Genomic DNA, 26,061 nt, shown 5'->3' with positions numbered 1-26,061 from the left:
ATAAATCAATAAAAAACCTAATTTTAAAAGCTTAAAGAGAGTGAATTTATGAACAAAATCTTCAAAACCAAATACGATGTAACAACCGGTCAAACTAAAGTAGTGTCTGAATTAGCGAATAACCGCCAAGTGGCGAGCCGTGTTGAGGCGGCGTCGGTCAGTGTGGGTCAGCCGAAGTGCGGTGTGTTTTTCGGCGGTATGTTAGGGGCGTTTAAGGTTCTGCCGTTGGCGTTGGTGATGAGTGGGCTGTTATCGAGTGCGGCGTATGGGTATGATGTTTGGGTTCATAGTGCTGATGTTATGGAGGGAAGCTCAGCATCCCCCCAAAAAAGCACCCTAAACCGTAAAACGCAAATTATGTATGGATCTTGGAATAAACCATATAGACAATCTGATATTCCCGATGAAGCGGTTATCCTCTCGGATTATGCTAATAAAACAGGAAAAAATGCTTCGTATAGCAATAAAGACTTTAATCAAACTGTTGTGATAGGGTCTCGAGCAGTCGTGGGCGGTGATAAAGGAACCGCTATCGGTTTTGGAGCCGCTACCGGAGAAAATACAGCGACTTCAACTAGCAATCCAATCGTTACGTATGAAGAAGCTAAATCTATTCTGCTCAGAGGCGACGATGATTCGTATAAAGACTTACGGGAAAAGTATTTTAATTTTGCCAATAATCCTAAGTGGAAACTTACAGAAGAAGAAAAAAAACGAAACATTATTAACCAAGTGATAACAATGGAGAAAGAGAAACGCAAAAAAGATCCTAGAATAGCTTTAAATAAAGAAGGTACGGCTGTCGGTTATCGATCTTTTGCACGAGGCGAAGAAGCGACCGCTTTGGGTAACGATGTGATGGCATGGGGAGATTCCTCCATTTCTATCGGAAGCGATAATGTCGCAGGGCAGGATGCCAAACCGCTTTCTAAAGAGATGTTTAGACTTTTTTATAATGTAAGAGATGATTTTAACTATACCAAAGAATATGCTGCCGTTGATTTTGAGATTATGAAAGATGATAGAGGTCAGCCTATGCTTAATGATAAAGGGCAGTTATTAGCTGAAGATAACGAAACAATATCGAGAAACGGCGTATATTTTGTGAGAGCAGATAATAAAACCTATGATAAGAAGGGATATTACCGTATACAAGATGGCAAATTTTATTTCTCAGCACCGAACGCACAATACCTAACTGAAATAGATCCTAACACCCCAGGGTATGAGGCTAAAATAAAAGAGATAAAGTCCCTAAGCGATTATAAAAGATATGAACTCTATCTAAAAAAAGAAGGAGAGGCTTATCAAAAATATTTAGCAGATCATAGAAATACCAAAACACATACTTGGGCAAGAGGAAATAATGCCATTGCTATTGGGGCACGTTCAATTGCCTATGGAGATAATTCAACCGCTTTAGGGACATTTGCTGTAGCGGCTAAGGATTATTCAACCGCTATCGGCTCAAACACCGTCGCCTTTGGTAAAGGTTCATTGGTGATGGGTAATAACAGCTATGTCTATGCAGATGGATCTGTAGGTATCGGGAATAAAGTACAAGCCATCGGTGCCGGATCTATGGTATATGGTAAAGACTCTTTTGCAGGGGGCTTAGGATCGTTAGCGATTGGTGATCACACCTTTGCCAATGTGAAGATGGGTAACCTATTTAATGGTGAAGGGCTTGGTATTGATCGATATAACTTATTAGCAAAAGATAAAAAATACCCTGAATACGCTAATGACACACAAGGATTACAAAATAACAAAATAACCATCGAAGATTTATATCGTATCGGTGATACAGCAGCGATACAAGATATAATGAAAGAGCATATTAATGCCCACACAACCGTCCAAGAAGGAACGGGCGAAGAAAAAGCAGAGCAATCTAAAGATAAGTTGGGAAGACATAATCAAGGTGCTATTGCCATAGGTTCATACTCTGTTGCATTGGGGGATAATGCAATCTCATTAGGTAGATATGCCTATGCGAAAGAAGATAGTACGGTTGCACTCGGTAGATTTGCGTTTGCACAAAAAGAATCTTCATTTTCAATAGGAAATTTCACAAGAGCATTAGGTAAACAATCAGTTGCTTTTGGTACTCATTCATTAGTAAAAGCTGATGATTCTATGGCATTAGGTATAAAAGCTAAAGTTTTAGCTGAAATGCCAACCGCACTTCGAAGTGAAAAAAATAAGAAAAATAGCAAACCAGATTTTACCATTAAAAATGCAATGGCAATTGGTAATGGTGCGGAAGCCTCTTTTTCAGATTCCATCGCATTGGGCGTCAATGCAAAAACTGATTATACTCAAACTGAAATGGCACAAGGCGGATGGGCACCTAAAAATGCCATATCAATACCTTCATCAGAAAGAATCGGCTATTTGTCAGTGGGTGGAAAGAATGCGGAAAGACGTATCGTCAATGTTGCACCGGGTGCGAGCGATACCGATGCGGTCAACGTATCTCAATTAAGAGCCTTAGAAGAAGCTATCCTGTATGGAAATACGTTAGAAGAAGATAATATTAATTCCGGCGTGAAATATGTCTCTGTCAAAGGCTTAGATGACTTAAAGTTATTAGTCACAAAAGAACAGGATTATAAAAACTATATTAAAATTAAAAGAGAATATTTAAAACTTAAAGCGAGAAAAGAGATTGGTGAGGAAACAATTAATACAGATGAATTAGATGCAAAATTGAAAAAATATGAAACTAGATATTCTGATTTTTCTGCTAAATCATCAAAGTTACAACAGGAATATGATAACCCTGCCTATAGTTTATTATTCCCTAGTAGCGATACTGAAGAAGATAAAAAAAGGAAAAGAAAAGACCGTTTAAAATCCAAAATAGATGAAATAGAGAAAGCATATGCTGATGATGAAAAAGTTAGTGTATTAACTATGGCAGAAAAAGAAAAAATAAAAAATTCCAATTTTAATAGCGATAGAGCAAAAAAATCAGGTTCGATGGCAATTGGTGTAGGAGCTTTAGCAAATTCTGACAACTCTATTGTTATAGGACAAAATGCTAAGATTGAAAATGATAAAGCCCATAATACGGTATTATTGGGTAATAATACATCATCAAATTTTGCTAATGCTGTTGCACTTGGTAACTATTCTGTTGCGGATAGACCTGCTGAAAAATTTACACAAGCCGAACCTGAAGCTTATATAAATGATGAGTTAGCAAAAGCTATAGGTGGTGAAACTTATGCTGCTGTTTCTGTAGGTAAAAACGGTGGAAATATTAGTGAAATTCAAGAAATTGTCAAAGCAAAAAAAGAATTTGATAAGTGGGTTCAAGCAAATAAAAGCAGCCCTGATCAAGAAAAATATACAAAAGAAAAAGCTGAAAAAGAAGCAACTTTGAAAAAACTTGCCTTAAGAAAAATTACCAACGTCGCACCAGGTACAAAGGACACAGACGTTGTTATCCTTGCTCAATTAAAAGAAGCGATGAAAGGCGTAAAAAATGTAGGAACTTTGCATTATTTGTCGGTGAATAATCCTACTTCAAAAGGTTCAAATTATGACAATGATGGTGCCAAAGGAAGCAATTCTGTAGCCATAGGTGTAGATGCTGGTACTGATAAAAATGCTAGTGCTGGTATAGCGATAGGAAAAGGGGCAAGTTCAAAAGCTCAAAACGCTATCGTCATAGGGACAAATGTCAGTGTTGATGTACCTAATTCTTTTGTGTTGGGATCTGATAATAAGGTTGAAACTACTGCTGATAAAAGGAGAACAAATGATGCAGTTGTAGTAATGGGTAGTGGTACAACAATTAAAAACTCATGGGCAACTACAGCTATAGGTGCAGTAAAAGCTTCTAATGGTAAACATATTAAAAATGGAACCCCTATAACTGGAGCATATATAGAAAATGCACCATGGGCAACTGTTATTGGTAATAAAAGTAAGGTGTATAACGGAACTGATATCATTGCATTAGCGAATAATATTGAAGTAAATGTAAATAAAGCAGATTTTGATACCGATAAAAATGCTAATGATAATTTAGTGATAATAGGAAATAAAGCAAAAGCAGCCCGTGCTAAAGATAGTGTCGTTATAGGTTCTGGAGCAAAAGCATTAACTGGAGATGAAAAAAATCATGCTTATGAAAAAGTTGAAAAGGCAGTAAGTATAGGCCAAGCAGCGGTTGTAAAAGCAACTGGAGCGGTTGCACTTGGACAAGGTGCAACAGTAGAAACCGCCGCCGGCAACTCCATTGCGTTGGGACAAGGGTCAGAAGCGACTAAAAAAGAAACCGCACTTAATGAAGCTAAAATAGAGGCTATTAATGTTAAATTTAATTTCAAAAGTGGAGTGAGTGCTAATGGTCAAGAAAATAATAAAAAATCCGTGTTAAGCATAGGTAAGAAAAATAATGAGCGTATCATTAAACACGTCGCTGCTGGTGCGGTAACGTCAGATTCAACCGACGCTATCAACGGAAGCCAACTTTACGCCGTCGCCGATGAATTTTCAAAATTAGCGGTGAATGTATTGGGTGCGGAAGTTGAAGACGCTAATAAAACGGGATTTAAAAAATCGGAATTTACAGCATTATTAAGCTCACCAAGTACAAATCCTCCTCAACCACAAGGACAAACACAAAAAACAGCAATGACATTTAAAGATGCTATCGAGGCTAACATCGCTAAGCTTAATAGTGGCTTTGTTTTTGGCAGTGGAGATGAAAGTGGTGAACAAGGAACACATTATCTAGGCGATAAATTAATCATCAAAGCGGGAGCTGTAGATAAACCATCTACTACTCAAGATGGAGGATACGTTCCTGATAATATTAAAACAGCGTATCAATCGAAGAACAAAACACTTTTAATAGGCATAAAAGAAAATCCTACCTTTAAAAAGGTTACATTGTCAGAAGAACAAACCTATCCTTCTGATTCACAAACAAATACGGTCGGTAAAAACGATTTAATTACTAAAGGCTATTTAGAGGGTGCATTAGCAAACGTCGCCTCAAGTTTCACGGTTAAGGGAGATACTCCGAGTTCTGGTAGTGATGCGAGTTTAGAAATCAATAAAACGAATACGACTTTAAACATTAAAGGCGGAAACAATATTACCACAGCGGTTGATGATAGCAACAAAGCCTTAACCATATCACTTAAAGAGGCTTTAACAGACATTACCTCGATTACCGGTAAAAATGGCAATGGCGGAAGTGCGGTAACAAAAATTGAGTTTACAAATGGTGATACTGGTAGTGGTACTTCAACCAGCCCAACGGTCAAAATCACCGCAGATGGCGGAGAATTTACCTTTGGTAAAGACGAATTGAACTTAAACAGCAAACAAATCACAGGCATTACAAGCGGTTTAGAGCAAAAAATGGATAATGGTGCTAGTGGCAGACAAGATTTAGACGAGTTGTTAAAACTTGTTGCCACAGGACAACCGCAAAATGGTGGAACATCAAATGATGGCAAATTAAAGAAAGCCATCAATGCAGGCGATTTGCTTCATGTTGCTAATGAATTGAAAAATAAAGGGCTGTCATTCCAAGGAAATAGTGATGATGACAAAGTTACTAGAAAATTGGGCGAAACCTTAAAAATAGTTGGAGAAACATCGTCAACAGGTAGCACACAAACAACAGAAACTGCAGCTGGTAACATTACCGTCGCTAAGAAAAATGGCACGACTAATGAAGCTGACACCTTAGAGATTAAATTGTCTAAAAATTTAAAAGGTATTGGATCAGTTGCTAATGGAGACGATATAAAAATTGAATTAAAAACTACTGGAACTAGTGGAAGTAATACAAAATCTATCGTTTTCACAGCTGGTGATAACAGTAAATCTGTAACGCTAACCGGAGATAAATTTAGTGGTGTTTCTGAAATTAGCAAGGGAAACGCTAAGTTAACACTTAATGATCAAAATACAAGTTTAGAATTAGGTACAGGTAAGTCAAAACTTGAATTAAAAGAGAATGAGACGACCATCACTGCAGGAACTGATGCCGGAAGTATTAACATTACCAATAACGGTGATAAGAAAATTGAGTTAAGCCCTGAAAGTGGAGCGACATTAACACTTAAAAAATCAGGAGATAAAGTCCAAATTTCAGGATTATCAAGCGGATTAACTGATGTTGTGTCTTCTACTGATACTGGAACTAGTAATAACAAATTAGATGAGTTATTAAAACTAAAACCACAATCAAGTGGAACACAAACAAATCAAGAAAAATTAAATAGAGCCGTAAATGTAGAAGATTTACTTGATATCGCTCAAGGCTTAGTGGATAGAGGCTTGACGTTTAAAGTCGCAAACGGCACAAGTACGAGCGGTTCTGATACTGAAACAACCAAAAAACTTGGCGAAACGTTGACTTTTAAAGGCGGAAAACATCTCACGGCAAGCCTTGATAGTTCAAAAGGGGAAATTTCCTTTAACGTAGAGGCAACGGATAACATTACTGACGACACAAGCGGTGTAGGCACACCAAGCAACAAACTTGTTACTGAAAGTGCGGTGAAAACCTACCTGAATTCGAAAATTAATGGAATGAGTACGACTTTATGGTTAGAGGCGGATAATACCAAAAATGATAGTCAACCGGCTGATCCAATTGGTAAAGTGGAGTTGAAAACCCAAAAACTCAAAATTGCAGGGGATAGTAATATAACAACTTCTGTTGAAAAAGATAAAAATACAATCACTGTAAAATTAAAAGAGGCTTTAACCGGTATTAAGACTATAGAATTAAAAGATGATAAGGGAATTCATTCAAAAACTATAGCGATAAATAATAAAGGGGACTTAGTTGTCAGAGAAGAGAATGGTAAAAAGCAAGATGTTGAAAATAAAATTATTACCGAAAAGAATATAGGTAATCAAACGATTACTTATAAATCAAATGGTGGCGGTCAAAAAGTTAAAGCAGATAATAAAGAAATTAATGAATATACTGTTAAATTATCAGAAGGTTTTGATTTCTTAAAAGATGAAAATGATAATATATCTGTAACCGTTAAAGAAAATGGTAAAATTCAACACAAGCTGGCTAATAATCTTAAAGAAATAGATAGTATTAAAAGCGGCAAAGATGAAAGTGGAGCGAAAATCTCTTTCACAAATAATAGTAGCCATAATAGCGGTGGTCACAGTGCTACTAAAAATCAAATAGAATTTACATTAGGAAATACTAATGGAGGTGTTGCTACTAAATTTACATTCAGCGAAGCAGGATTAGATTTAGGTAATAAGCAAATTAAAAATATTGCAAGTGGTATAGATTCAACTACACCAAGCGATAGCGGAGCTACTACAAGTAATGTTAGTAATGTATTAACTGGAACTTCTATAGAGAGTATAAAAAACAATGCAGTAAATGTAAAAGATTTATCCGATGTCGCTAAGGCTATTATCGGCAAAGGGCTTACATTTAAAGGCAATGAATTAACAGAACAAGGGCAACCACAAAAACTGCAAGAAGCGACATTGCAGTTAGGCGGAACGGTCGCTATAGAGAGTTCAGAAAGTGTAAACGGAAAATCAAAAGATTCAAGAGGACAACTTTTTGATAGGAAAGAAAATGATATAAAAATATCAGCCAAACCAAAAGATGCTAGCAATAGTAAAGACGTCACATTAACATTAGAGTTAAATAAAGCGACAAGCGTAAAAGCAGATGATGAACGAGTGGTTACATCAAAAGCGGTGGCAGAGAAATTAATGAACTATGCAACAAAATTTGAAGTTGAGGGGAATAAAGGCTCTAAATTTACCGTTAATGACAGCTTGAAAATTAAAGGTAAGGTGGGTTCAGGTTCGGCTAAAACACATCAAAATATCACTACCACAGCGAAGAAAGATTCCTCTACGCTAGAAATTGCTCTCAATTCTGATTTGAAAGGCATTAAGTCTATTGGAGGTCGAGAAATCGGAGCTGGCAAAGGTAAAAAAATCGCTTCTAGCATTGAATTTAACAAACAAGGAGCGAATGGTACAAAACCAAAAACTAATGTTGTCATTGAATCCAATGGTGGAACCTTTGTCTTTGACAGAACCGGATTAACCTTAAATACCAAACAAATTAAAGGACTTGCGAGTGGGCTGGGCTTGCAAGCCGTAGCCGATGGACAAAGTACCAATAATGAAGAGGCGAAGAAAAAAGCCGAAGAAGCCAACCAAGCTATCCTTGACAAGGTACTTGCCGGAAACCCTGATATGAATAAGACAAACGCTGTCAATGTTCAAGACTTGTCTGCGGTTGCCAAGGCTATTGTAGGGAAAGTCACCGCACAACACTCCGAAGCAGAGAAAGTGGCGGTGAAATATGATGATGACACAAAAACATCCATCACTCTAGGCGGTAAAGGCACCAATGGCACTAAGTCATCCCCTGTTGCGATTGATAACCTTAAATCCGGTTTGGGTATTGATGATATTAAAGACAGTGGCATTGCTTCAGCTGCACAAGGCAAACAACGTGAGTTGGTGAAAAAACTCGTGTCAGGCGAGTTTGATAAAGATTCATCGCATAAAGCCGTGAATGTTGCCGACTTAAAAGCTGTCGCACAAGCAGGACTGGATTTTGCCGGCAATGACAGCGACAGCATTGTGCATAAAAACCTTGGTGAAAAACTGGAAATTGTAGGTCAAGGCTTAGATAAAGCTAAAGCCGCTGATTTCAAAGGCACCGACGGCAATATTGCGGTGAAAACGGATAGTGCTAAGAGCAAGCTAGAAATTTCTCTCAATGAGGAGTTAAAAGGCTTGAAGTCTGCCGAGTTTAAGAACGACAAAGGCACAGTAAATATTCAAGGTGATGAAATCGCCTTGAAAGATAAAGACGGTAAAACAACCATTGCGACCTTGAACGATAAAGGTTTAACCGTGGGTGATAAAGACGCAACTAATGGCGATAAAACCCATGCTGTTTATGATAAGGACGGCTTAACTGTCCATGGCAAAGACGGTCAAAGTGCGGTCAGTTTGAAAGTCAAAAATGAAAACGTTAAAGGTACTGCTACCCTTGAGTTTGCGAAAGACGGTGAGAAAGGCACAGGAGCCATTACGGGCTTAAAAGATTTTGATGAGAAATCAACAGGCGATATGGCAGCCAATAAAAACTATGTAGACGAGAAATTTGGCGAAGTCGATAAGAAACTGGACGAAAAAATAGCGTCTGCAAATTCCAATAGACCGTTTGATTATTATGCAGGGGAAGAGAAAGTCGTCAAAGGACAAGACGGTCAGTTCTATAAACCTGATGAAATTAAAGACGCTAAGTTTGAAGGCGGCAAGTATAAAAAAGGCGGTCAAGAGGTTAAAACTACAGTAAAACAGGACGATGTAGTAATAAAAGCGGAACCAAAAACAGGTCCAATGAAAATCACCAATGTGAAAGACGGGGATTTAACCGATAAATCAACGGATGCGGTTAACGGTTCGCAATTGGTGAAAGCCACTGGGGCGAAATGGATTGATGATCCAAATTCTTCTGAAACCGCTCCAAAACCGAAGATAATGGTCTTTGCGGACGGTAAAGATGGATTGTCAGGTCTTGAAAAAAAATCAGACGGCAAAGAATCGATGGCGGCGAAAGGCTTAACCGGCAAAGACGGTTTAAATGGCAAAAATGCCAACGACAAAGCGAACGCTTTGCGTAACGGCGAAGCGGGAGCGGTGGTGTTTACCGATAAAGACGGTAATCGTCTGGTCAAAGCTAATGATGGTAAATACTATAAAGCCGAAGATGTTGAGGATAACGCTACACCGAAAGCGGATAAAAGTGCGGTAAATAATCCGCAACTTTCTCTGGTCAATACCGATGGTGAAACCAATAGTAAAACCGATAACTCTGTAGTGCTGGGCAACGTGGCGAGCGGTTTGGGTATTGATGCCGATAAAGCAAAAGAGCAAGCTAAAAACGTGAAAAATGCAGGCGAAGCAGTGAAAGATGAGGCTAAAAAGGTGACAGCGAAAGTGGGCGAGATGTTGAGCAAACGTCAAGAAGCGAATGCCCTTGAAACGGCGAAAAATGCCCAAGATTCTGCGATTAACGCCCTTGAAACGGCGTGGAACTTGATGCCTGACAGCACGGAGGAAGAAAAGGTGGCGAAAGAGAAAGCTAAAGCTAACCTTGACGCCGAAAAAACCAAATTGGCAGAGCTTGGAAATGAATTGACAAAAGCTAATGAAGCAGTTAAAGCGTTGCAAGCCGAAATTGAACCGTTGCAAAAATCCTTGAAAGATAAGCAAAAAGCGTATCAAATCGCATTAGCCACAAAAGATGACGCAGTCAATAAGTTGTTGTCAGATAAGTCCTTAATTGATGTTAAGCGTGCTGCCAATCTGCAAGACTTACAAGCCTTAGGACAAGCGGGCTTAAATTTTGAGGGCAATGACGGCGTGCCTGTCCATAAAAATTTAGGCGAGAAATTGACCATCAAAGGCGAGGGTGAGTTTAACAGTGCAACAACCGCTGCCGGCAATATTAAAGTGACTGCTTCTGACAGCGGTATGGAAGTGAAGTTGTCCGATACCTTGAAAAATATGACCTCTTTTGAAACCAAAGAAACCGCAGAGGGGAATAAATCCCGTCTTGACGGCAACGGATTGACAGTGACAGGTAAAAACAATCAGTCTGCACATTATGGTTCGGGGGAGATCACTCTCAAAGAAGGTAATAACAAGGCTACTTTGACATCAAGTGCATTAACGTTCACAAACGGACAAGGTCAGAAAGTTGAGATTGACGGTGCAAAAGGCGAAATCCGTGTGCCTGATTTAACACCGAACTCATCGCCGAATGCCGTGGTCAACAAGGGATATGTCGAGAGATTGCAGACACATACTGACCAAAAATTCAACCATCTCGACAATAAAATTGAGATATTCAATAAAGACTTGAGAGCCGGGGTTGCTGGAGCACATGCTGCTGCCGCATTGCCTACAGTAACGATGCCGGGCAAATCGAGCCTTGCTTTATCTGCAGGTACCTATAAAGGAAACAATGCGGTGGCATTAGGTTATTCGCGTTTGAGCGATAATGGTAAAATAATGCTGAAATTACATGGTAGCAGAAACTCTGCCGGTGATTTCGGCGGTGGTGTAGGGGTTGGCTGGACCTGGTAGGTTTCATTCAATGACCGTGAAAAAGCAGTGAGCAATCACTGCTTTTTTGTGTGTTGGTGCGGTTGATGATTAACAAATTTTTTCAAGAATATATAAAAGCCTTACTTTATTAACATTTATGAAAAGAAAAAAATCTGAATATTCATTTCCATTATCCAGTTATGATAAGAATTTTTCCAAAATGTGATCTCGATCTAATTTTATTTTAAGCATATAATGAGCGGGTTTTACTAAATTAATAATCTTATATTATTCAAAATAATTAAACGGAGTAACGAATGTCTAGAAGACTAAGAAGAACAAAAATAGTATGTACACTGGGACCATCCACAGATCGAGGTAATAATTTAGAAAAAATTATTGTAGCCGGTGCAAATGTTGTTCGTATGAATTTTTCTCATGGTACACCAGAAGATCATCTTGCTCGTGCTGAAAAAGTTCGTGAAATTGCTAAAAAATTAGGTAAAACTGTTGCAATTTTAGGAGATCTACAAGGTCCAAAAATTCGGGTATCTACTTTTAAAGAGGGTAAAATTTTCTTAAATATTGGTGATAATTTTACTTTAGATGCTGATTTACCCAAAGGTGAAGGTAATCAAGAAGCCGTAGGACTGGATTATAAAACATTACCGCAAGATGTTGTTCCGGGCGATATTTTATTATTGGATGACGGACGTGTTCAATTAAAAGTGTTATCGACAGACAATACTAAAGTATTTACAGAAGTAATTGTTGGCGGTCCATTATCAAATAATAAAGGTATCAATAAATTAGGTGGTGGGCTATCTGCTAACGCACTGACAGAAAAAGACAAAGAAGACATTATTTTAGCTGCACGTATTGGTGTTGATTATCTTGCTGTTTCTTTCCCTCGTTCCAGTGCTGATTTAAATTATGCTCGTGAATTAGCTCAACAAGCAGGTTTAAAAGCCAAAATTGTGGCTAAAGTTGAAAGAGCGGAGACTGTTATTGACGAGGAGGCAATGGACGATATTATTTTAGCTTCTGATGTAATTATGGTTGCTCGTGGTGATTTGGGTGTTGAAATTGGTGATCCGGAATTAGTCGGAATACAGAAAAAATTAATTCGTCGTTCACGTCAGCTAAATCGTGTAGTGATTACCGCAACACAAATGATGGAATCTATGATTAGCAATCCTATGCCAACTCGTGCCGAGGTGATGGATGTTGCCAATGCTGTATTAGATGGCACTGATGCCGTCATGCTTTCTGCGGAAACAGCAGCAGGTCAATACCCTTCAGAAACTGTTTCAGCAATGGCTAAAGTTTGTTTAGGTGCTGAAAAAATGCCTAGTGTAAATATTTCTCGGCATCGCTTAGATAAAGAATTTGATACGATTGAAGAAACTATTGCGATGTCTACGATGTTTGCAGCCAACCATATGAAAGGTGTTGCAGCCATTATCGCAATGACAAGTAGTGGTCATACTGCAAAATTGATGTCTCGCATTAGTTCCGGACTACCAATTTTTGCCCTTTCTCGAAATGAAAGTACATTAAATTTATGTGCATTGTATCGTGGTGTTATTCCAATTCATTTTGATCAGGATAGTCGTACGCTTGAAGGATTAAAAGCTGCCATACAATCGCTAAAAGATAAAGGTTATTTAGTTTCCGGTGATTTGGTTTTATTAACTCAAGGAGACCACTTAACATCAAATGGTACGAGTACTTGCCGTGCTTTAGTGGTTGAATGATAAAAAGATAAGACTTTGTTTTTTTTAAAAGAGTGGGAAATCCACTCTTTTTTTATGTATGACTCGTAAAAGTCATGAATTAGCACCGCACTTTTAAACTACTTTAGATCAGTTAAATATTTTTATCATAATTCTAAGATACCGTATCTTATGCACTGCCACAGAATTAATTCAATCTATAAAATAAGGTGTTTTGTTGATGAATTATTATTTTAATCGTGCGAATTGAGTTACTTTCGATTATAATTTTACGCATTTCTTTTTAATCTAACATTTATAGGATTTCTTCAATGTTAATGGAAAAATTGAACAATGCCTCTAGCGGTATAGTTTCTAAAATTATTTTTGGCTTAATCGGGGTTTCTTTTGTACTCAGTGGCGTAGCAGGTTATATGTTTATACGGACAGATACATCTGTAGCAAAAGTAAATGGCGAAGAAATTTCTCAACAAGTTTTTCTACAGCAATATAACAATGAATATCAACGTTTAAGTGAAAATTTAGGAGCTAAATTTGCTGAAGTTGCAGATTCGGCAGCTAAACATCTAAGACATGAAGTTCTCGATCGTTTAATCAATCAAGAATTATTACGTCAATATGCACAAGAACTTAAGTTAGGAATTAGCGATAAGCAAGTAAGTTTAGCTATTGTGAACTCACCTATGTTTCAAAATGAGGGCAAATTTGACAATAAAATTTATCAGCAGATATTAGCTTCAAGTGGTATTAGTTCTGATACTTATGCTGCATATGTGCGTGAAGGCTTGGTATTAGAGCAATTGCAGCAAGGTATTGCAAATAGTGATTTTCAGGTTCCTATACAACTCAATGAATTAGCAAAGAATTTTTTCCAACGTCGTGATGTTCGTTTAGCTGTTCTATCTTTAGATGACGAAATGCAAAAACAAACTGTAACGGAGCAAGAAATCGAACAATATTATCAAGCTAACAAAGCTAACTTTGCTGTACCTGAAAGAGTTAAAGTGCAATATCTAGACTTAACTCGTGCGATTGCGGATCAGAAAGTAAAAATCTCCGATATAGAAATTGCACAATATTATCAAGATAATAAAGCTCAATATATAACAAAACATTTAGCTCATATTCAATTACCGACTGAACAAGAAGCACAATCAGTTTATGCTAATTTACAAAATGGCGAAGATTTTGCTGCTTTAGCAAAATTATATTCAATGGACACATTGTCAGCCCCAAAAGGTGGAGATTTGGATTGGGTTGTGAATGGAATGATGCCTCTTGCTTTTGAAAGTGCTGTGACGTTATTAAATGTTGGTGAGTATAGCCAACCTGTGAAAGTGGATAATGCGTACCATATCATTAAAGTATTGGATATGAAAACCCGTGAATTAAATGATGTTAGAGAGGAAATTGCAACTAAATTGCGTAATGATTTAGTAACAAATGCTTTTTATTCATTAGAAAAACAAATGAATGAAAAGGCGTTTGAAAATCCGCAATCATTAGAAGAAGCAGCTAAAGTAGCTGGGCTTGACATCAAAGAAACAGATTATTTTTCTCGTCAAGATTTACCGCCAGAATTAAATTATAGTCATATTGCTACCGCCATTTTTAATTCTGATCTTATGCAAGGCGGTATAAACTCAGAGGCAATCAATGTTGGCGATCAACATTCCGTGCTTCTGCGTGTAGTTGATTATAAACCTGAGGGTATTCGTACACTAGCTGAGGCAACAGCAGATATTGAAACTTATTTAAAACGTCAGAAAGCCGAAACTACGTTGTTTAATATGGCAGAGAAAATCGTTGCAGAGATGAATACAATAACTGATTTCAAATTACCGTCTTATATTCATTTTTCAGAAAAAGAAACGTGGGTTTATAGAGATGCAGATAATAAAGATCCTGTTTTAGGCAAAGTGATATTCTCAATGAAAAAACCTGACCCGGGCAAAACAACCATATCTGTAGCGAAAAATATGTTTGGAGATATTGTTTTTGTTGAGTTAATGAACGTAGAAGATAGCCAATTAACGCCTGAGCAAAAACAATTATTTGGCGTTCAAATAGCAGAAATTAAGCAATTTAGTTTAAGCAATTTGCTTATTCAAGCCTTAAGAGAAAAAGCCAGTATTGAAATTAATACAAAATTCATTAATGAAGAGTAAAAGCAGGTTTACATTTCTTCGAATTGTAAAAATAGTGCCTGAGGTTATCGGGCATTATTTTTTTGCAAAATTTAAGAGTTTCTTCTAGTTTTTAACCGCACTTTGTGGTATAAAGTGCGACGTTATTTTGAGTTGTCAATTTAACAATTAACTTACGAAATCACACACGTATCATGAGAAGTAAATCGGGGTGCCAAACGGTCGATTTGCTTGATATGTGGAGGCTAAACCCCAAACAAAAGGAAAATTATCTTATGGCACAAGTTTCAATGCGTGATATGCTGCAAGCTGGCGTTCACTTCGGTCACCAAACTCGTTACTGGAACCCAAAAATGAAACCGTTCATTTTCGGACCTCGTAATGGTGTTCACATCATCAACTTAGAAAAAACTGTCCCAATGTTTAATGAAGCGTTAGTTGAATTAACTCGTATTGCGAGTAATAACGGCAGAATTTTATTTGTTGGTACAAAACGTGCAGCTTCTGAAGTTGTTAAAGCAGCAGCGTTAGACTGTCAGCAATATTATGTAAATCACCGTTGGTTAGGCGGGATGTTGACAAACTGGAAAACAGTGCGTCAATCAATCAAACGTTTAAAAGATTTAGAAACCCAATCTCAAGATGGTACTTTTGATAAATTAACGAAAAAAGAAGCGTTAGTACGTACTCGTGAGATGGAAAAACTTGAATTAAGTCTTGGCGGTATCAAAGATATGGGCGGTCTTCCTGATGCAATTTTTGTGATCGGTGCAGATCATGAACATATCGCAATCAAAGAAGCAAATAATCTAGGAATCCCTGTATTTGCAATTGTTGATACTAACTCAAGCCCAGATGGCGTAGATTTTGTTATTCCAGGTAACGATGATGCGTCACGTGCAATTCAATTATATCTTTCTGCAGCTACCACAGCAGTAAAAGAAGGTCGTAATCAAGAAACGGTAACTGAAGAAGTTTTTGCAGCAGCAGAATAATTCAGTAAAGGCGTAAGCCCTTATTAATTAAACGCAGGGGGCTTTTAGTTCCCTGCTTTTTATATCGATAAAGTGCGGTCTAAAACCGATACTATTTAATCAAATGGATAGAGGAATTTAAGATGGCTGAAATTACAGCAGCATTAGTTAAAGAACTTCGTGAACGTACCGGTGCAGGTATGATGGAGTGTAAAAAAGCATTAGTTGAAGCAAATGGTGATATTGAGCTGGCTATCGACAATATGCGTAAATCGGGACAGGCAAAAGCTGCAAAAAAAGCAGGTCGTATAGCTGCTGAAGGTGTTATTCGTGTACGCATTGGTTCCGGTTTTGGTGTTCTAGTTGAACTGAACTGTGAAACAGACTTTGTAGCAAAAGATACCGGCTTCTTAGGTTTAGCTGATGAAGTTGCTGATTACGCTTTAGCAAACAAAGGAACAACGATTGATACCTTAGCAACTCATTTTGAAGATAAACGTGCTGCATTAGTTGCTAAAATTGGTGAAAATATGACGATTCGTCGTGTTCAGTATTTAGAGGGTGATGTAATTGCTCAATACTTACATGGTGCAAAAATTGGTGTGTTAGTAGCGGGATCCGGTTCAGAAGAAGAATTAAGAAAAGTAGCAATGCACGTTGCAGCTTCTAAACCTGAATTCGTAAATCCAGAAGATGTTTCCGCTGAAGTTGTAGAACATGAGCGTCAAATTCAAATTGATATTGCAATCAACTCAGGCAAACCAAAAGAAATCGCTGAAAAAATGGTTGAAGGTCGTATGAAGAAATTCACTGGTGAAGTGTCTTTAACCGGTCAAGCATTCGTTATGGATCCTTCAGTTTCTGTCGGTGATTACTTAAAATCAGTTAATACTTCAGTAACAAACTTTATTCGTTTAGAAGTTGGTGAAGGTATTGAAAAAGTTGAAGAAGATTTTGCAGCGGAAGTGGCTAAAATCACTGGTAATAACGCATAATCATCATACTATACAGTAAATTAAATCTGGCAGCGTTCTCTTTAAGTATGAAACTGTCAGATTTTTTTGACGTAAATTTTTTATAGTAAAGACTGTTTTCTGTTTAGAAGTGCATTTGTACAGGAAAATAGTAAACAAAAATGACTTAAGGTCTCACTCTTACTACCCTTTTATTAATCACTACCTAATTCGTTTTTATTGTTATGGTTTAGTTGCTGTTTAACCCAGTCCATAAATTCAGGTGGCATAATTTTAATCATATTTGAACCTCTGGTAATTGTTGCCGCACTTGTATTCAAAATTTGTTGTATCTCTCGTTGTGCCAAAGATTTATCCAGTAATTGGGATACAATTTGAACGCGTAGTGCAACTGCATCTCGCTCATCAGCAGTAAGTAGCAAGGTAAGTAGTTCTTGTTCTTTGCCTTGTTCAAATGCTTTTCTCATTAAATCAAGAAATTCATTCCATTGTTCCATATTCCGACTGATATACATATTTCTCTCCTGACTATTAAACTAGTGTATCCTATTATATTCCTCTTTTTTAAATTATTGAACAGAAAGTTTTTGTAAAAATTAATAACCATATGGATTACTAGTATATTTTGAAAATAACTTATTCTTATGAAAACTATAGTGTTTTTATGAGAGGGATATCTCCATTTCAAAGCAAAAAGTACAGTGATGCTAAAGCATTCTCATCGTAGATGAAATTTTTTCTACTTTATCACTTCATGCAGAAGGCTATCAAGTATAATGAAAAAGCGGATATGTACCCATACCCGCTATATTTCACATTAGATAAACTCTATGAATTTTTATTTTCTTCACTCCAGCATACCGCAGCTGTAAAAATAACATCCGTTGAAGAGTTTAATGCAGTTTCCGTTGAATCTTGTAATACGCCAATGACGAAACCGACGCCGATTACTTGTGCTGCAATATCATTAGGAATACCAAATAAACTACAAGCTAATGGAATCAATAATAATGATCCGCCAGCAACACCAGAAGCACCACAAGCACAAATACTAGCCACTACACTTAACAATACAGCCGTAGGGAAAGAGACCTCAATACCTAAGGTATGTACAGCAGCTAACGTTAATACCGTAATAGTAATCGCCGCACCTGCCATATTGATATTAGCACCTAACGGTATTGAAACTGAATAAGTTTCCTCATCTAATTTTAAGCGTTTTGACAATTCCATATTTACAGGAATGTTTGCTGCAGAACTACGTGTAAGGAATGCCGTTAATCCACTTTCTCGTACACAAGTCCATACTAGGGGATATGGATTACGACGAATTTTCCAAAAAACTAAAATTGGATTAATAACAAATGCAGTAAATAGCATAGACCCAATTAAAACAACTAGTAATTGCATATAATCAAGCAATGCACCCAAACCTTTATCAGTTAAAGTTTCAGCTACCAAACCAAAAACACCGATAGGTGCAAAACTAATAATAAAATGAACAATTCTAGATACAGCCTCTGAAAAATCATTCATGACATTTTTAGTCGTATCTGACGCATAGCGTAAGGCTATCCCCAAACCTATTGCCCAAAATAAGATACCAATAAAGTTTGCGTTAAATAAAGCATTAATTGGATTATCTACCACGTTCAGTACTAAAGTACTTAAAACTTCAGATACTTCGTTTGGCGGAGAAAGAGAGCCTTCTTGCGTTTTTAAAGCAATTTCTGTCGGCAATGCAAAACTAAATAATACTGATGTCAATGCAGCTAAGAAAGTTCCTAGCAAATATAAGACAACAATAGATTTCATATTGCTTTTTGTGCCTAATTGCTTATTAGCAATTGCAGAAATAACCAATAAAAAAACTAAAATTGGGGCAACTGCACGCAATGAACGCACAAATATTTTTCCTAAAAAACCGGCTTTTTCTGCAAGATTAAAACCTAATACACCTTGCAATGATGGAGCGATTAATGCTAACAGCAATCCCAATAAAAGACCAACAGAAATTCGCTTGACCAAACTTCCATGAAAAAAGAACGAGTATAAATATGACTTATTCATAATAATAAATGTTGTGTTTTTTGAGTTAAAAATACAGATCTATAGATCCACCAAGGTTTAGTAAAGATAACGTAAATTGATTATAAAGAAAATATTAAAATAAACATTTTTTGAATTTTTATAAAATAAAATACATTTATTAATCTGCAAATTTCTAAAAATTTCTATTATGCTATTGACTATATGTATATAAAAACAGTAATATATAACTGTATAAATAATCAGTTAATATATAACATACTTAGATTGGAGAAAAAGATGGGTTACGCAAATCAGAATATCAGCAATATAAACACTACACTTTCTTACCAACCTATGCCATTCTTCATTGATATTGAGGAACGTAATAGAAGTTCACACAAAAAACTAGATCTCAATCTTTACTGTATTAAACACCCACAACAAACTTGTTTTATTCAAGTTAACAATCCTAATCTGCTCGCTTGGAATATTGAGCAAGGTGATATTCTTATTGTAGAAAAACAAAATTACCTTTCAATGAATGATCTTGTCGTTTTAGATCTTAATAACCAATTTCAAATTTATGAATTCATGATGCATGAAAATAATGAATTTATTTTTTTCCCACTAGATAATAAAGTACATTCAATAAGAACATCTAATTGGCAAACTTTGCCTATTATTGGTACAGTAACCAATACAATCCATCAAATAAAACCAAAAGAAAATCAAATAAAATTTGCCGCCTAAAAAGTGCCGTATTTTTTACCGCATTTTTTTGCAAAAAAATAAGGCGATCTCATAAAAGATCGCCTTATTGTCTAGCGAGCTAGATTATTATTTTTTCTTCTTCGCTTTTGGGTTAGGTAAATCTGTGATAGAGCCTTCAAAAACTTCAGCGGCTAGCCCAACAGATTCATGTAAAGTTGGATGAGCATGGATTGTTAGTGCTAAATCTTCAGCATCACACCCCATTTCAATTGCCAAGCCAATTTCACCTAGCAATTCACCACCGTTAGTACCGACAATTGCTCCCCCAATAACACGATGTGTATCTTTATCGAAAATCAATTTCGTCATACCATCAGCACAGTCGGATGCAATTGCACGTCCAGACGCTGCCCAAGGGAACTTAGCAACTTCGTAATTAATCCCTTCAGCTTTACATTCTTTTTCAGTTTTCCCCACCCAAGCTACTTCCGGTTCGGTATAAGCAATAGATGGAATAACTTTCGGATCAAAATAATGTTTTTGTCCTGCAATTACTTCTGCAGCTACATGACCTTCATGTACGCCTTTATGTGCTAGCATCGGCTGACCAACAACATCACCAATAGCAAAAATATGAGGTACATTAGTACGCATTTGTTTATCAGTGCGAATAAAGCCACGATCATCAACTTCGACGCCAGCAATACCTGCATCAATTAATTTACCATTTGGTACACGACCAATTGCAACTAATACTGCATCATAACGACGAGTTTCACTTGCTGCCTTGCCCTCCATTGATACATAGATACCATCTTCTTTTGCTTCAACGGCAGTTACTTTAGTTTCCAGTAACAAATTGAATTTTTTTTCAATGCGTTTAGTATAAATTTGAACCATATCTTTATCCGCTGCAGGGATAACTTGATCAAACATTTCAACCACATCAATTTTAGAACCTAAAGCATGATAAACCGTTCCCATTTCAAGACCGATGATACCGCCCCCCATAATTAAGAGATTTTCAGGTACTTCTTTTAACTTTAACGCATCAGTAGAATCCCAAATACGAGGATCTTCATGTGGAATAAATGGTAACTGAATAGGGCGAGAGCCGGCAGCAATAATTGCATTATCAAAAGTAATTTTCGTTTCACCTTCATCACCAGCCACAATAATTGCATTTGGTCCTGAGAATTTACCATAACCATTAACTACCTGTACTTTACGCTGTTTAGCCATACCGGCTAAACCGCTAGTCAATTGATTAATTACTTTTTCTTTCCAACCACGAATTTTATCAATATCCGTTGTTGGTTCACCAAAAACAATACCATGAGCGGATAAGGACTTAGCTTCTTCAATCACTTTAGCTACATGCAATAACGCTTTGGACGGAATACAGCCTACATTTAAACATACTCCACCAAGCGTCGAAAATCGCTCTACAATAACAGTTTCTAAGCCTAAATCTGCACAACGGAAAGCCGCTGAGTAACCAGCCGGACCTGCTCCCAAGACGACAACTTGTGTTTTAATCTCTTTATTCATTTTTTACCTCGTTAAAAGTTGGCGGTTTTCAACCGCACTTTAACAGTTTTAACGCCCCCTAATAAGATTTAGAGGCGTAGTATTTACATAACTAAACGACGAAGATCGCTTAATACACTATTAATGAAAGTAATAAATCTTGCTCCATCAGCACCGTCAATTACACGATGATCATAAGACAAAGATAACGGAAGCATTAAGCGAGGAGTAAAATCTTTGCCATTCCATACCGGTGTCATTTCAGATTTAGATACGCCCAAAATTGCGACTTCCGGAGCATTGACAATTGGCGTAAAGTGTGTACCGCCAATTCCTCCTAGACTTGAAATAGTAAAACAACCACCTTGCATATCCGATGCGGTTAATTTACCAGCTCGAGCCTTCTTAGAAATTTCCGCTAATTCACGAGATAATTCAATAATGCCTTTTTTATTCACATCTTTAAACACAGGTACAACCAAACCGTTAGGTGTATCAACCGCCACTCCAATATTAATGTATTTTTTCAGAATCAGGCTTTGAGCATCTTCTGATAATGAACTATTAAAGCGTGGGTAATTTTCTAACGCTTTAGCAACGGCCTTCATAATAAATACTAATGGCGTAATTTTTACATCAAGTTTTTGTTTTTCCGCCAACACATTTTGTTCTTTGCGGAATTTTTCCAGTTCCGTAATGTCTGCTTTATCCCATTGCGTAACATGAGGAATCATTACCCAGTTACGATGTAAATTTGCACCGGAGATTTTCTGAATACGACCCAACTCAACTTGCTCAATATCACCAAATTTACTGAAGTCGACTTTCGGCCAAGGTAACAAGCCTAGTCCTGCTCCATTGACAGCACCATTACCTGCTGATGTAGGAGAAACATTGCCACTTTCAACCGCTTTAATTGCCGCTTTTACATAAGCCTGAACATCTTCTTTTAAGATGCGACCTTTACGACCCGTTCCTTTTACCTTGTCTAAGTTCACGCCGAACTCTCTAGCTAGACGACGAACAACCGGAGTTGCATGAGCAAACACCGCACTTGCAGTCACATCAGCTTGAGACACTGGCGTCATTTGATTTTCTTGTGCAGCTGGAGATGGAGCCACTTTAGCCTCTGTCACCGCCGATGATGCTTCTGGAGTAGGGGCTTTTCCTTGCACTTCAAAACGCATAATTAATGAACCAGTTGAAACTTTATCCCCTGATTTCACCAAAATTTCTTTCACTACACCAGCAAAAGGAGCAGGCACTTCCATTGAAGCTTTATCACCTTCAACAGTAATTAAAGATTGTTCCTCTGTAACACTATCGCCCACTGCAACCATAATTTCTGTCACATTGACTTCATCACCACCGATATCAGGAACGTGTACATCTTGCACCGCACTTTCACCTGTTACTTGAGCTGAAGAAGAAACTTGAGCTGTTTCGGCTGCAGATACAACACCTGCAACTTCAAATTTCATCACAAGAGAACCGGTCGAAACTTTATCTCCCACTTTGATTAAAATTTCTTTTACTATACCAGCAGTAGGGGCAGGCACTTCCATTGAGGCTTTATCACCCTCAACATTTAAAATAGACTGCTCTTCTGCAACTGTCTCACCTACAGAAACCATAATATCAGTTACATTGACTTCATCACCACCAATGTCAGGTACATAAATTTCAATGATAGACGCTACCGCACTTTGTGTTTTTTCGGTTTGCATACTTTCAGATGCTGTCTCGGTAGATGCTAATTCTGCATTCTCTAATACAAACATAGGAGTTCCAGTAGAAACTTTGTCGCCTACTTTTACTAATACTTCCTTAATGACACCCGCTTCCGGTGATGGAACTTCCATTGATGCCTTATCGCCTTCAACGTTAATCACAGATTGATCAACTATAATAGTATCTCCAGCTTTAACCATAACTTCAGTAACAGTAACTTCATCTCCACCAATATCTGGAATTTGAATTTCTTTAGCCATTTTATCTTATCCTTTTTTTATGAGCGGATTATATCCGCTCAGTTCAAATATTGATTATGCATATAAAGGATTGATTTTATCTGCATCAATACCATATTTACTAATTGCTTGAGCAACTACATCTTTGCTGATAGTACCTTGCTGTGCCAACTCGGTTAACGCAGCAATAACAACATAATGTGCATTTACTTCGAAATGTTTACGTAAATTTTCACGACTATCTGAACGACCAAAACCATCAGTACCTAATACACGATAACTTTGTGCAGGTATATATGGACGAACCTGTTCTGCAAATAGTTTAACATAATCTGTTGAAGCAATTGCCGGAGCGTCATTCATTACTTGAGCAATATAAGGTACTTTAGCTTCTTCTTTTGGATGTAATAAGTTCCAACGATCCGCATTCGCACCATCACGAGCAAGCTCAGTAAATGAAGTAACACTGTACACATCAGATGTAACGCCGAAATCGTCAGCAAGTAATTTAGCCGCTTCACGAACATGACGTAAAATTGACCCTGAACCTAATAACTGAACCTTACCTTTGCCTTGACCAGTTACTGTTTCAAATTTATAGATACCTTTACGAATACCTTCTTCTGCACCTTTAGGCATTGCAGGTTGATCATAAGTTTCATTCAGTGTGGTGATATAGTAATACACATCTTCTTGTTCAGGCCCATACATACGACGCACACCATCTTGTATAATGACAGCGACTTCGTAAGCAAAAGCAGGATCATAAGAAATACAATTTGGAACAATAGAAGATTGAATATGGCTATGACCATCTTCATGTTGTAATCCCTCACCATTTAAGGTTGTACGTCCCGAAGTACCACCAATCATGAACCCACGAGCACGTTGATCGCCTGCTAACCACATTAAATCACCTACACGTTGGAAACCAAAAATAGAATAATACACAAAGAATGGAATCATTGGCATATCATTTGTTGAATATGACGTTGCTGCAGCCAACCAAGATGCTGTTGCACCTTGTTCATTGATACCTTCTTGCAATACTTGTCCATCAATTGCTTCACGATAGTAAGATACCTGTTCACGATCTTGCGGAGTATAATTTTGTCCATGCGGGTTATAAATACCGATTTGACGGAACAAACCTTCCATACCAAAAGTGCGGGCTTCATCGGCAATAATCGGAACAATATGTTTACCTACAGATTTATTTTTCAGTAATACATTCAATGAACGAACAAATGCCATTGTAGTGGAAATAGGACGACTTTGTTCTTCAAATAATTGTGCAAATTCTTCTAATGCAGGAACATCCATTTGTTGTGTAAAGCGAGGTAAACGAGTCGGTAAATAACCGTTCAATGCTTGACGACGTTCATGAAGATATTTATATTCTTCTGTTCCTTCTGCAAATTTAACATAAGGTAAGTTATCAATTTCTGCATCAGATACCGGAACATTGAAACGATCTCGTACATGCTTAACGCCTGACATATCCATTTTTTTCACTTGATGAGCTATATTACGACCTTCGGCTGCTTCTCCCATGCCATAACCTTTGATTGTTTTAACCAACAATACAACCGGTTTATCTTTAACTTGTTTTGCTTTATTAAATGCTGCAAATACTTTTAATGGATCATGTCCACCACGATTAAGTGCAAAAATTTCATCGTCTGTCATTTCCGCAACTAATGCTTCTGTTTCAGGATAACGACCAAAGAAGTGTTTACGAACATAAGCACCATCTTTAGATTTGAAAGTTTGATAATCGCCATCAACAACTTCCATCATTAATTGTAATAATTTACCTGATGTATCACGTTGTAATAAACGATCCCAACGGCGTCCCCAAATAACTTTAATAACTTCCCAACCAGAACCATTGAATTGAGCTTCAAGTTCTTGAATGATTTTACCGTTACCGGTTACCGGACCGTCTAAACGTTGTAAGTTACAGTTGATAACAAAAACTAAGTTATCTAATTTCTCACGAGCAGCAAACGCAATTGCACCACGAGATTCTACTTCATCCATCTCACCATCGCCCAAAAACGCATAAACAGTTTGCTCTGAAGTGTCTTTCAAGCCACGATTATGTAAATATTTTAAGAAACGTGCCTGATAGATTGCATTCAATGGTCCAAGTCCCATTGATACAGTTGGAAATTGCCAGAATTCAGGCATTAATTTAGGGTGTGGATAAGAAGGTAACCCTTTGCCTTCAACTTCTTGACGGAAATTATCTAATTGCTCTTCTGTTACACGACCTTCTAAGAATGCACGGGCATAAATTCCCGGAGAAATATGACCTTGGAAAAAAACTAAATCACCACCATTTTTTTCTGTACGAGCTTTAAAGAAATGGTTAAAACAAACTTCATAAATAGTTGCTGAAGATTGGAAAGAAGACATATGTCCACCTAAATCCAAATCTTTTTTCGAAGCACGCAATACCATCATTATCGAATTCCAACGAATTGCACTACGAATACGACGCTCCAAGTCTAAATTACCAGGGTAATTAGGCTCTTCTGATGGAGGAATTGTGTTAATGTAATCTGTGCTTACACCCGTTGGTAATGACACAGAATTTGCACGGGCATGTTGCATCAATTGTTCTATAATATATTGAGCACGCTCAATACCTTCTTCACGAATTACTGAATCGATCGCTAATAACCAATCATTGGTTTCGACCGGATCTACGTCATTTTTCAATATATCTGACATAGTCTTTTCCTTATTGTGTTAAGTTAAAAGGTACGTTTAATTTATAACACTAAATTAAACAACGGATTGATAACTAAAATTCTGATAATGTTAGCAAAACTCACAACGAAACTAATCAAATCTAGTTTACGCCACAAATCTTA

At 37.2% G+C, this 26,061-nt stretch carries 11 protein-coding genes; 6 read left to right on the top strand and 5 right to left on the bottom strand.

All coding sequences use genetic code 11. The features are described from left to right. Positions 1 to 48: 48 nt before the first annotated feature. The 5 genes from HNR69_RS05605 (at position 49) to tsf (ending at position 16,958) form a co-directional block, all read left to right on the top strand. Positions 49 to 11,145 carry a YadA-like family protein gene (locus HNR69_RS05605; protein WP_075319835.1) on the top strand — a complete coding sequence of 3,699 codons (11,097 nt, stop codon included), beginning with the start codon at positions 49 to 51 and terminating at the stop codon, positions 11,143 to 11,145. A 278-nt stretch (positions 11,146 to 11,423) separates the two neighbouring features. Further along, complete coding sequence (gene pyk, locus HNR69_RS05600) at positions 11,424 to 12,863, top strand: pyruvate kinase (protein ID WP_011609241.1); 1,440 nt, start codon at positions 11,424 to 11,426, stop codon at positions 12,861 to 12,863. Between the two features lie 290 nt (positions 12,864 to 13,153). Next, positions 13,154 to 15,010, top strand: coding sequence for a peptidylprolyl isomerase (gene ppiD, locus HNR69_RS05595; RefSeq protein WP_011609242.1), 1,857 nt, complete (start codon positions 13,154 to 13,156; stop codon positions 15,008 to 15,010). A gap of 254 nt (positions 15,011 to 15,264) precedes the next feature. Then, the gene (gene rpsB, locus HNR69_RS05590; protein WP_011609243.1) at positions 15,265 to 15,984 is read left to right on the top strand and encodes a 30S ribosomal protein S2; all 720 of its coding nucleotides are present in this window, start codon (positions 15,265 to 15,267) and stop codon (positions 15,982 to 15,984) included. Between the two features lie 122 nt (positions 15,985 to 16,106). Beyond that, positions 16,107 to 16,958 (top strand): translation elongation factor Ts, encoded by an 852-nt coding sequence (gene tsf / locus HNR69_RS05585; RefSeq protein WP_011609244.1) that lies wholly within the window; start codon positions 16,107 to 16,109, stop codon positions 16,956 to 16,958. A 173-nt stretch (positions 16,959 to 17,131) separates the two neighbouring features. On the opposite strand, the gene trpR is transcribed toward tsf, so the two are convergent. Further along, the gene (gene trpR, locus HNR69_RS05580) at positions 17,132 to 17,452 is read right to left on the bottom strand and encodes a trp operon repressor (protein ID WP_011609245.1); all 321 of its coding nucleotides are present in this window, start codon (positions 17,450 to 17,452) and stop codon (positions 17,132 to 17,134) included. A 313-nt stretch (positions 17,453 to 17,765) separates the two neighbouring features. Beyond that, the gene (sstT, locus tag HNR69_RS05575) at positions 17,766 to 19,007 is read right to left on the bottom strand and encodes a serine/threonine transporter SstT (protein ID WP_011609246.1); all 1,242 of its coding nucleotides are present in this window, start codon (positions 19,005 to 19,007) and stop codon (positions 17,766 to 17,768) included. A 258-nt stretch (positions 19,008 to 19,265) separates the two neighbouring features. Here sstT and HNR69_RS05570 point away from each other — a divergent pair, with 258 nt between their 5' ends. Continuing rightward, entirely contained in the window at positions 19,266 to 19,718 is a 453-nt protein-coding gene (locus HNR69_RS05570; protein WP_075293467.1) for a LexA family protein, read from the top strand. An 87-nt stretch (positions 19,719 to 19,805) separates the two neighbouring features. Here the strand turns inward: HNR69_RS05570 and lpdA are convergent, their stop codons facing one another. The 3 genes from lpdA to aceE form a co-directional block, all read right to left on the bottom strand. Beyond that, positions 19,806 to 21,230, bottom strand: a complete 1,425-nt coding sequence (gene lpdA, locus HNR69_RS05565; protein ID WP_011609248.1) for a dihydrolipoyl dehydrogenase — start codon at positions 21,228 to 21,230, stop codon at positions 19,806 to 19,808. 83 nt (positions 21,231 to 21,313) lie between these two features. Next, entirely contained in the window at positions 21,314 to 23,200 is a 1,887-nt protein-coding gene (gene aceF, locus HNR69_RS05560) for a pyruvate dehydrogenase complex dihydrolipoyllysine-residue acetyltransferase (protein WP_075293468.1), read from the bottom strand. 54 nt (positions 23,201 to 23,254) lie between these two features. Then, the gene (aceE, locus tag HNR69_RS05555) at positions 23,255 to 25,918 is read right to left on the bottom strand and encodes a pyruvate dehydrogenase (acetyl-transferring), homodimeric type (protein WP_075293469.1); all 2,664 of its coding nucleotides are present in this window, start codon (positions 25,916 to 25,918) and stop codon (positions 23,255 to 23,257) included. Positions 25,919 to 26,061 lie beyond the last annotated feature (143 nt).

The sequence above is a fragment of the Histophilus somni genome, from assembly GCF_014202395.1.
GTDB lineage: Bacteria > Pseudomonadota > Gammaproteobacteria > Enterobacterales > Pasteurellaceae > Histophilus > Histophilus somni.
Note: the sequence above shows the minus strand (reverse complement) of the source record. Positions and strands in the feature narration are given on the sequence as shown.

Excerpts from the sequence above, each read along its gene's own strand:
- sstT (WP_011609246.1), bottom strand. The coding sequence starts at position 19,007 with ATGAATAAGTCATATTTATACTCGTTCTTTTTTCATGGAAGTTTGGTC.
- lpdA (WP_011609248.1), bottom strand. The coding sequence starts at position 21,230 with ATGAATAAAGAGATTAAAACACAAGTTGTCGTCTTGGGAGCAGGTCCG.
- HNR69_RS05570 (WP_075293467.1), top strand. The coding sequence starts at position 19,266 with ATGGGTTACGCAAATCAGAATATCAGCAATATAAACACTACACTTTCT.
- pyk (WP_011609241.1), top strand. The coding sequence starts at position 11,424 with ATGTCTAGAAGACTAAGAAGAACAAAAATAGTATGTACACTGGGACCA.
- trpR (WP_011609245.1), bottom strand. The coding sequence starts at position 17,452 with ATGTATATCAGTCGGAATATGGAACAATGGAATGAATTTCTTGATTTA.
- HNR69_RS05605 (WP_075319835.1), top strand. The coding sequence starts at position 49 with ATGAACAAAATCTTCAAAACCAAATACGATGTAACAACCGGTCAAACT.
- tsf (WP_011609244.1), top strand. The coding sequence starts at position 16,107 with ATGGCTGAAATTACAGCAGCATTAGTTAAAGAACTTCGTGAACGTACC.
- aceF (WP_075293468.1), bottom strand. The coding sequence starts at position 23,200 with ATGGCTAAAGAAATTCAAATTCCAGATATTGGTGGAGATGAAGTTACT.
- aceE (WP_075293469.1), bottom strand. The coding sequence starts at position 25,918 with ATGTCAGATATATTGAAAAATGACGTAGATCCGGTCGAAACCAATGAT.
- rpsB (WP_011609243.1), top strand. The coding sequence starts at position 15,265 with ATGGCACAAGTTTCAATGCGTGATATGCTGCAAGCTGGCGTTCACTTC.
- ppiD (WP_011609242.1), top strand. The coding sequence starts at position 13,154 with ATGTTAATGGAAAAATTGAACAATGCCTCTAGCGGTATAGTTTCTAAA.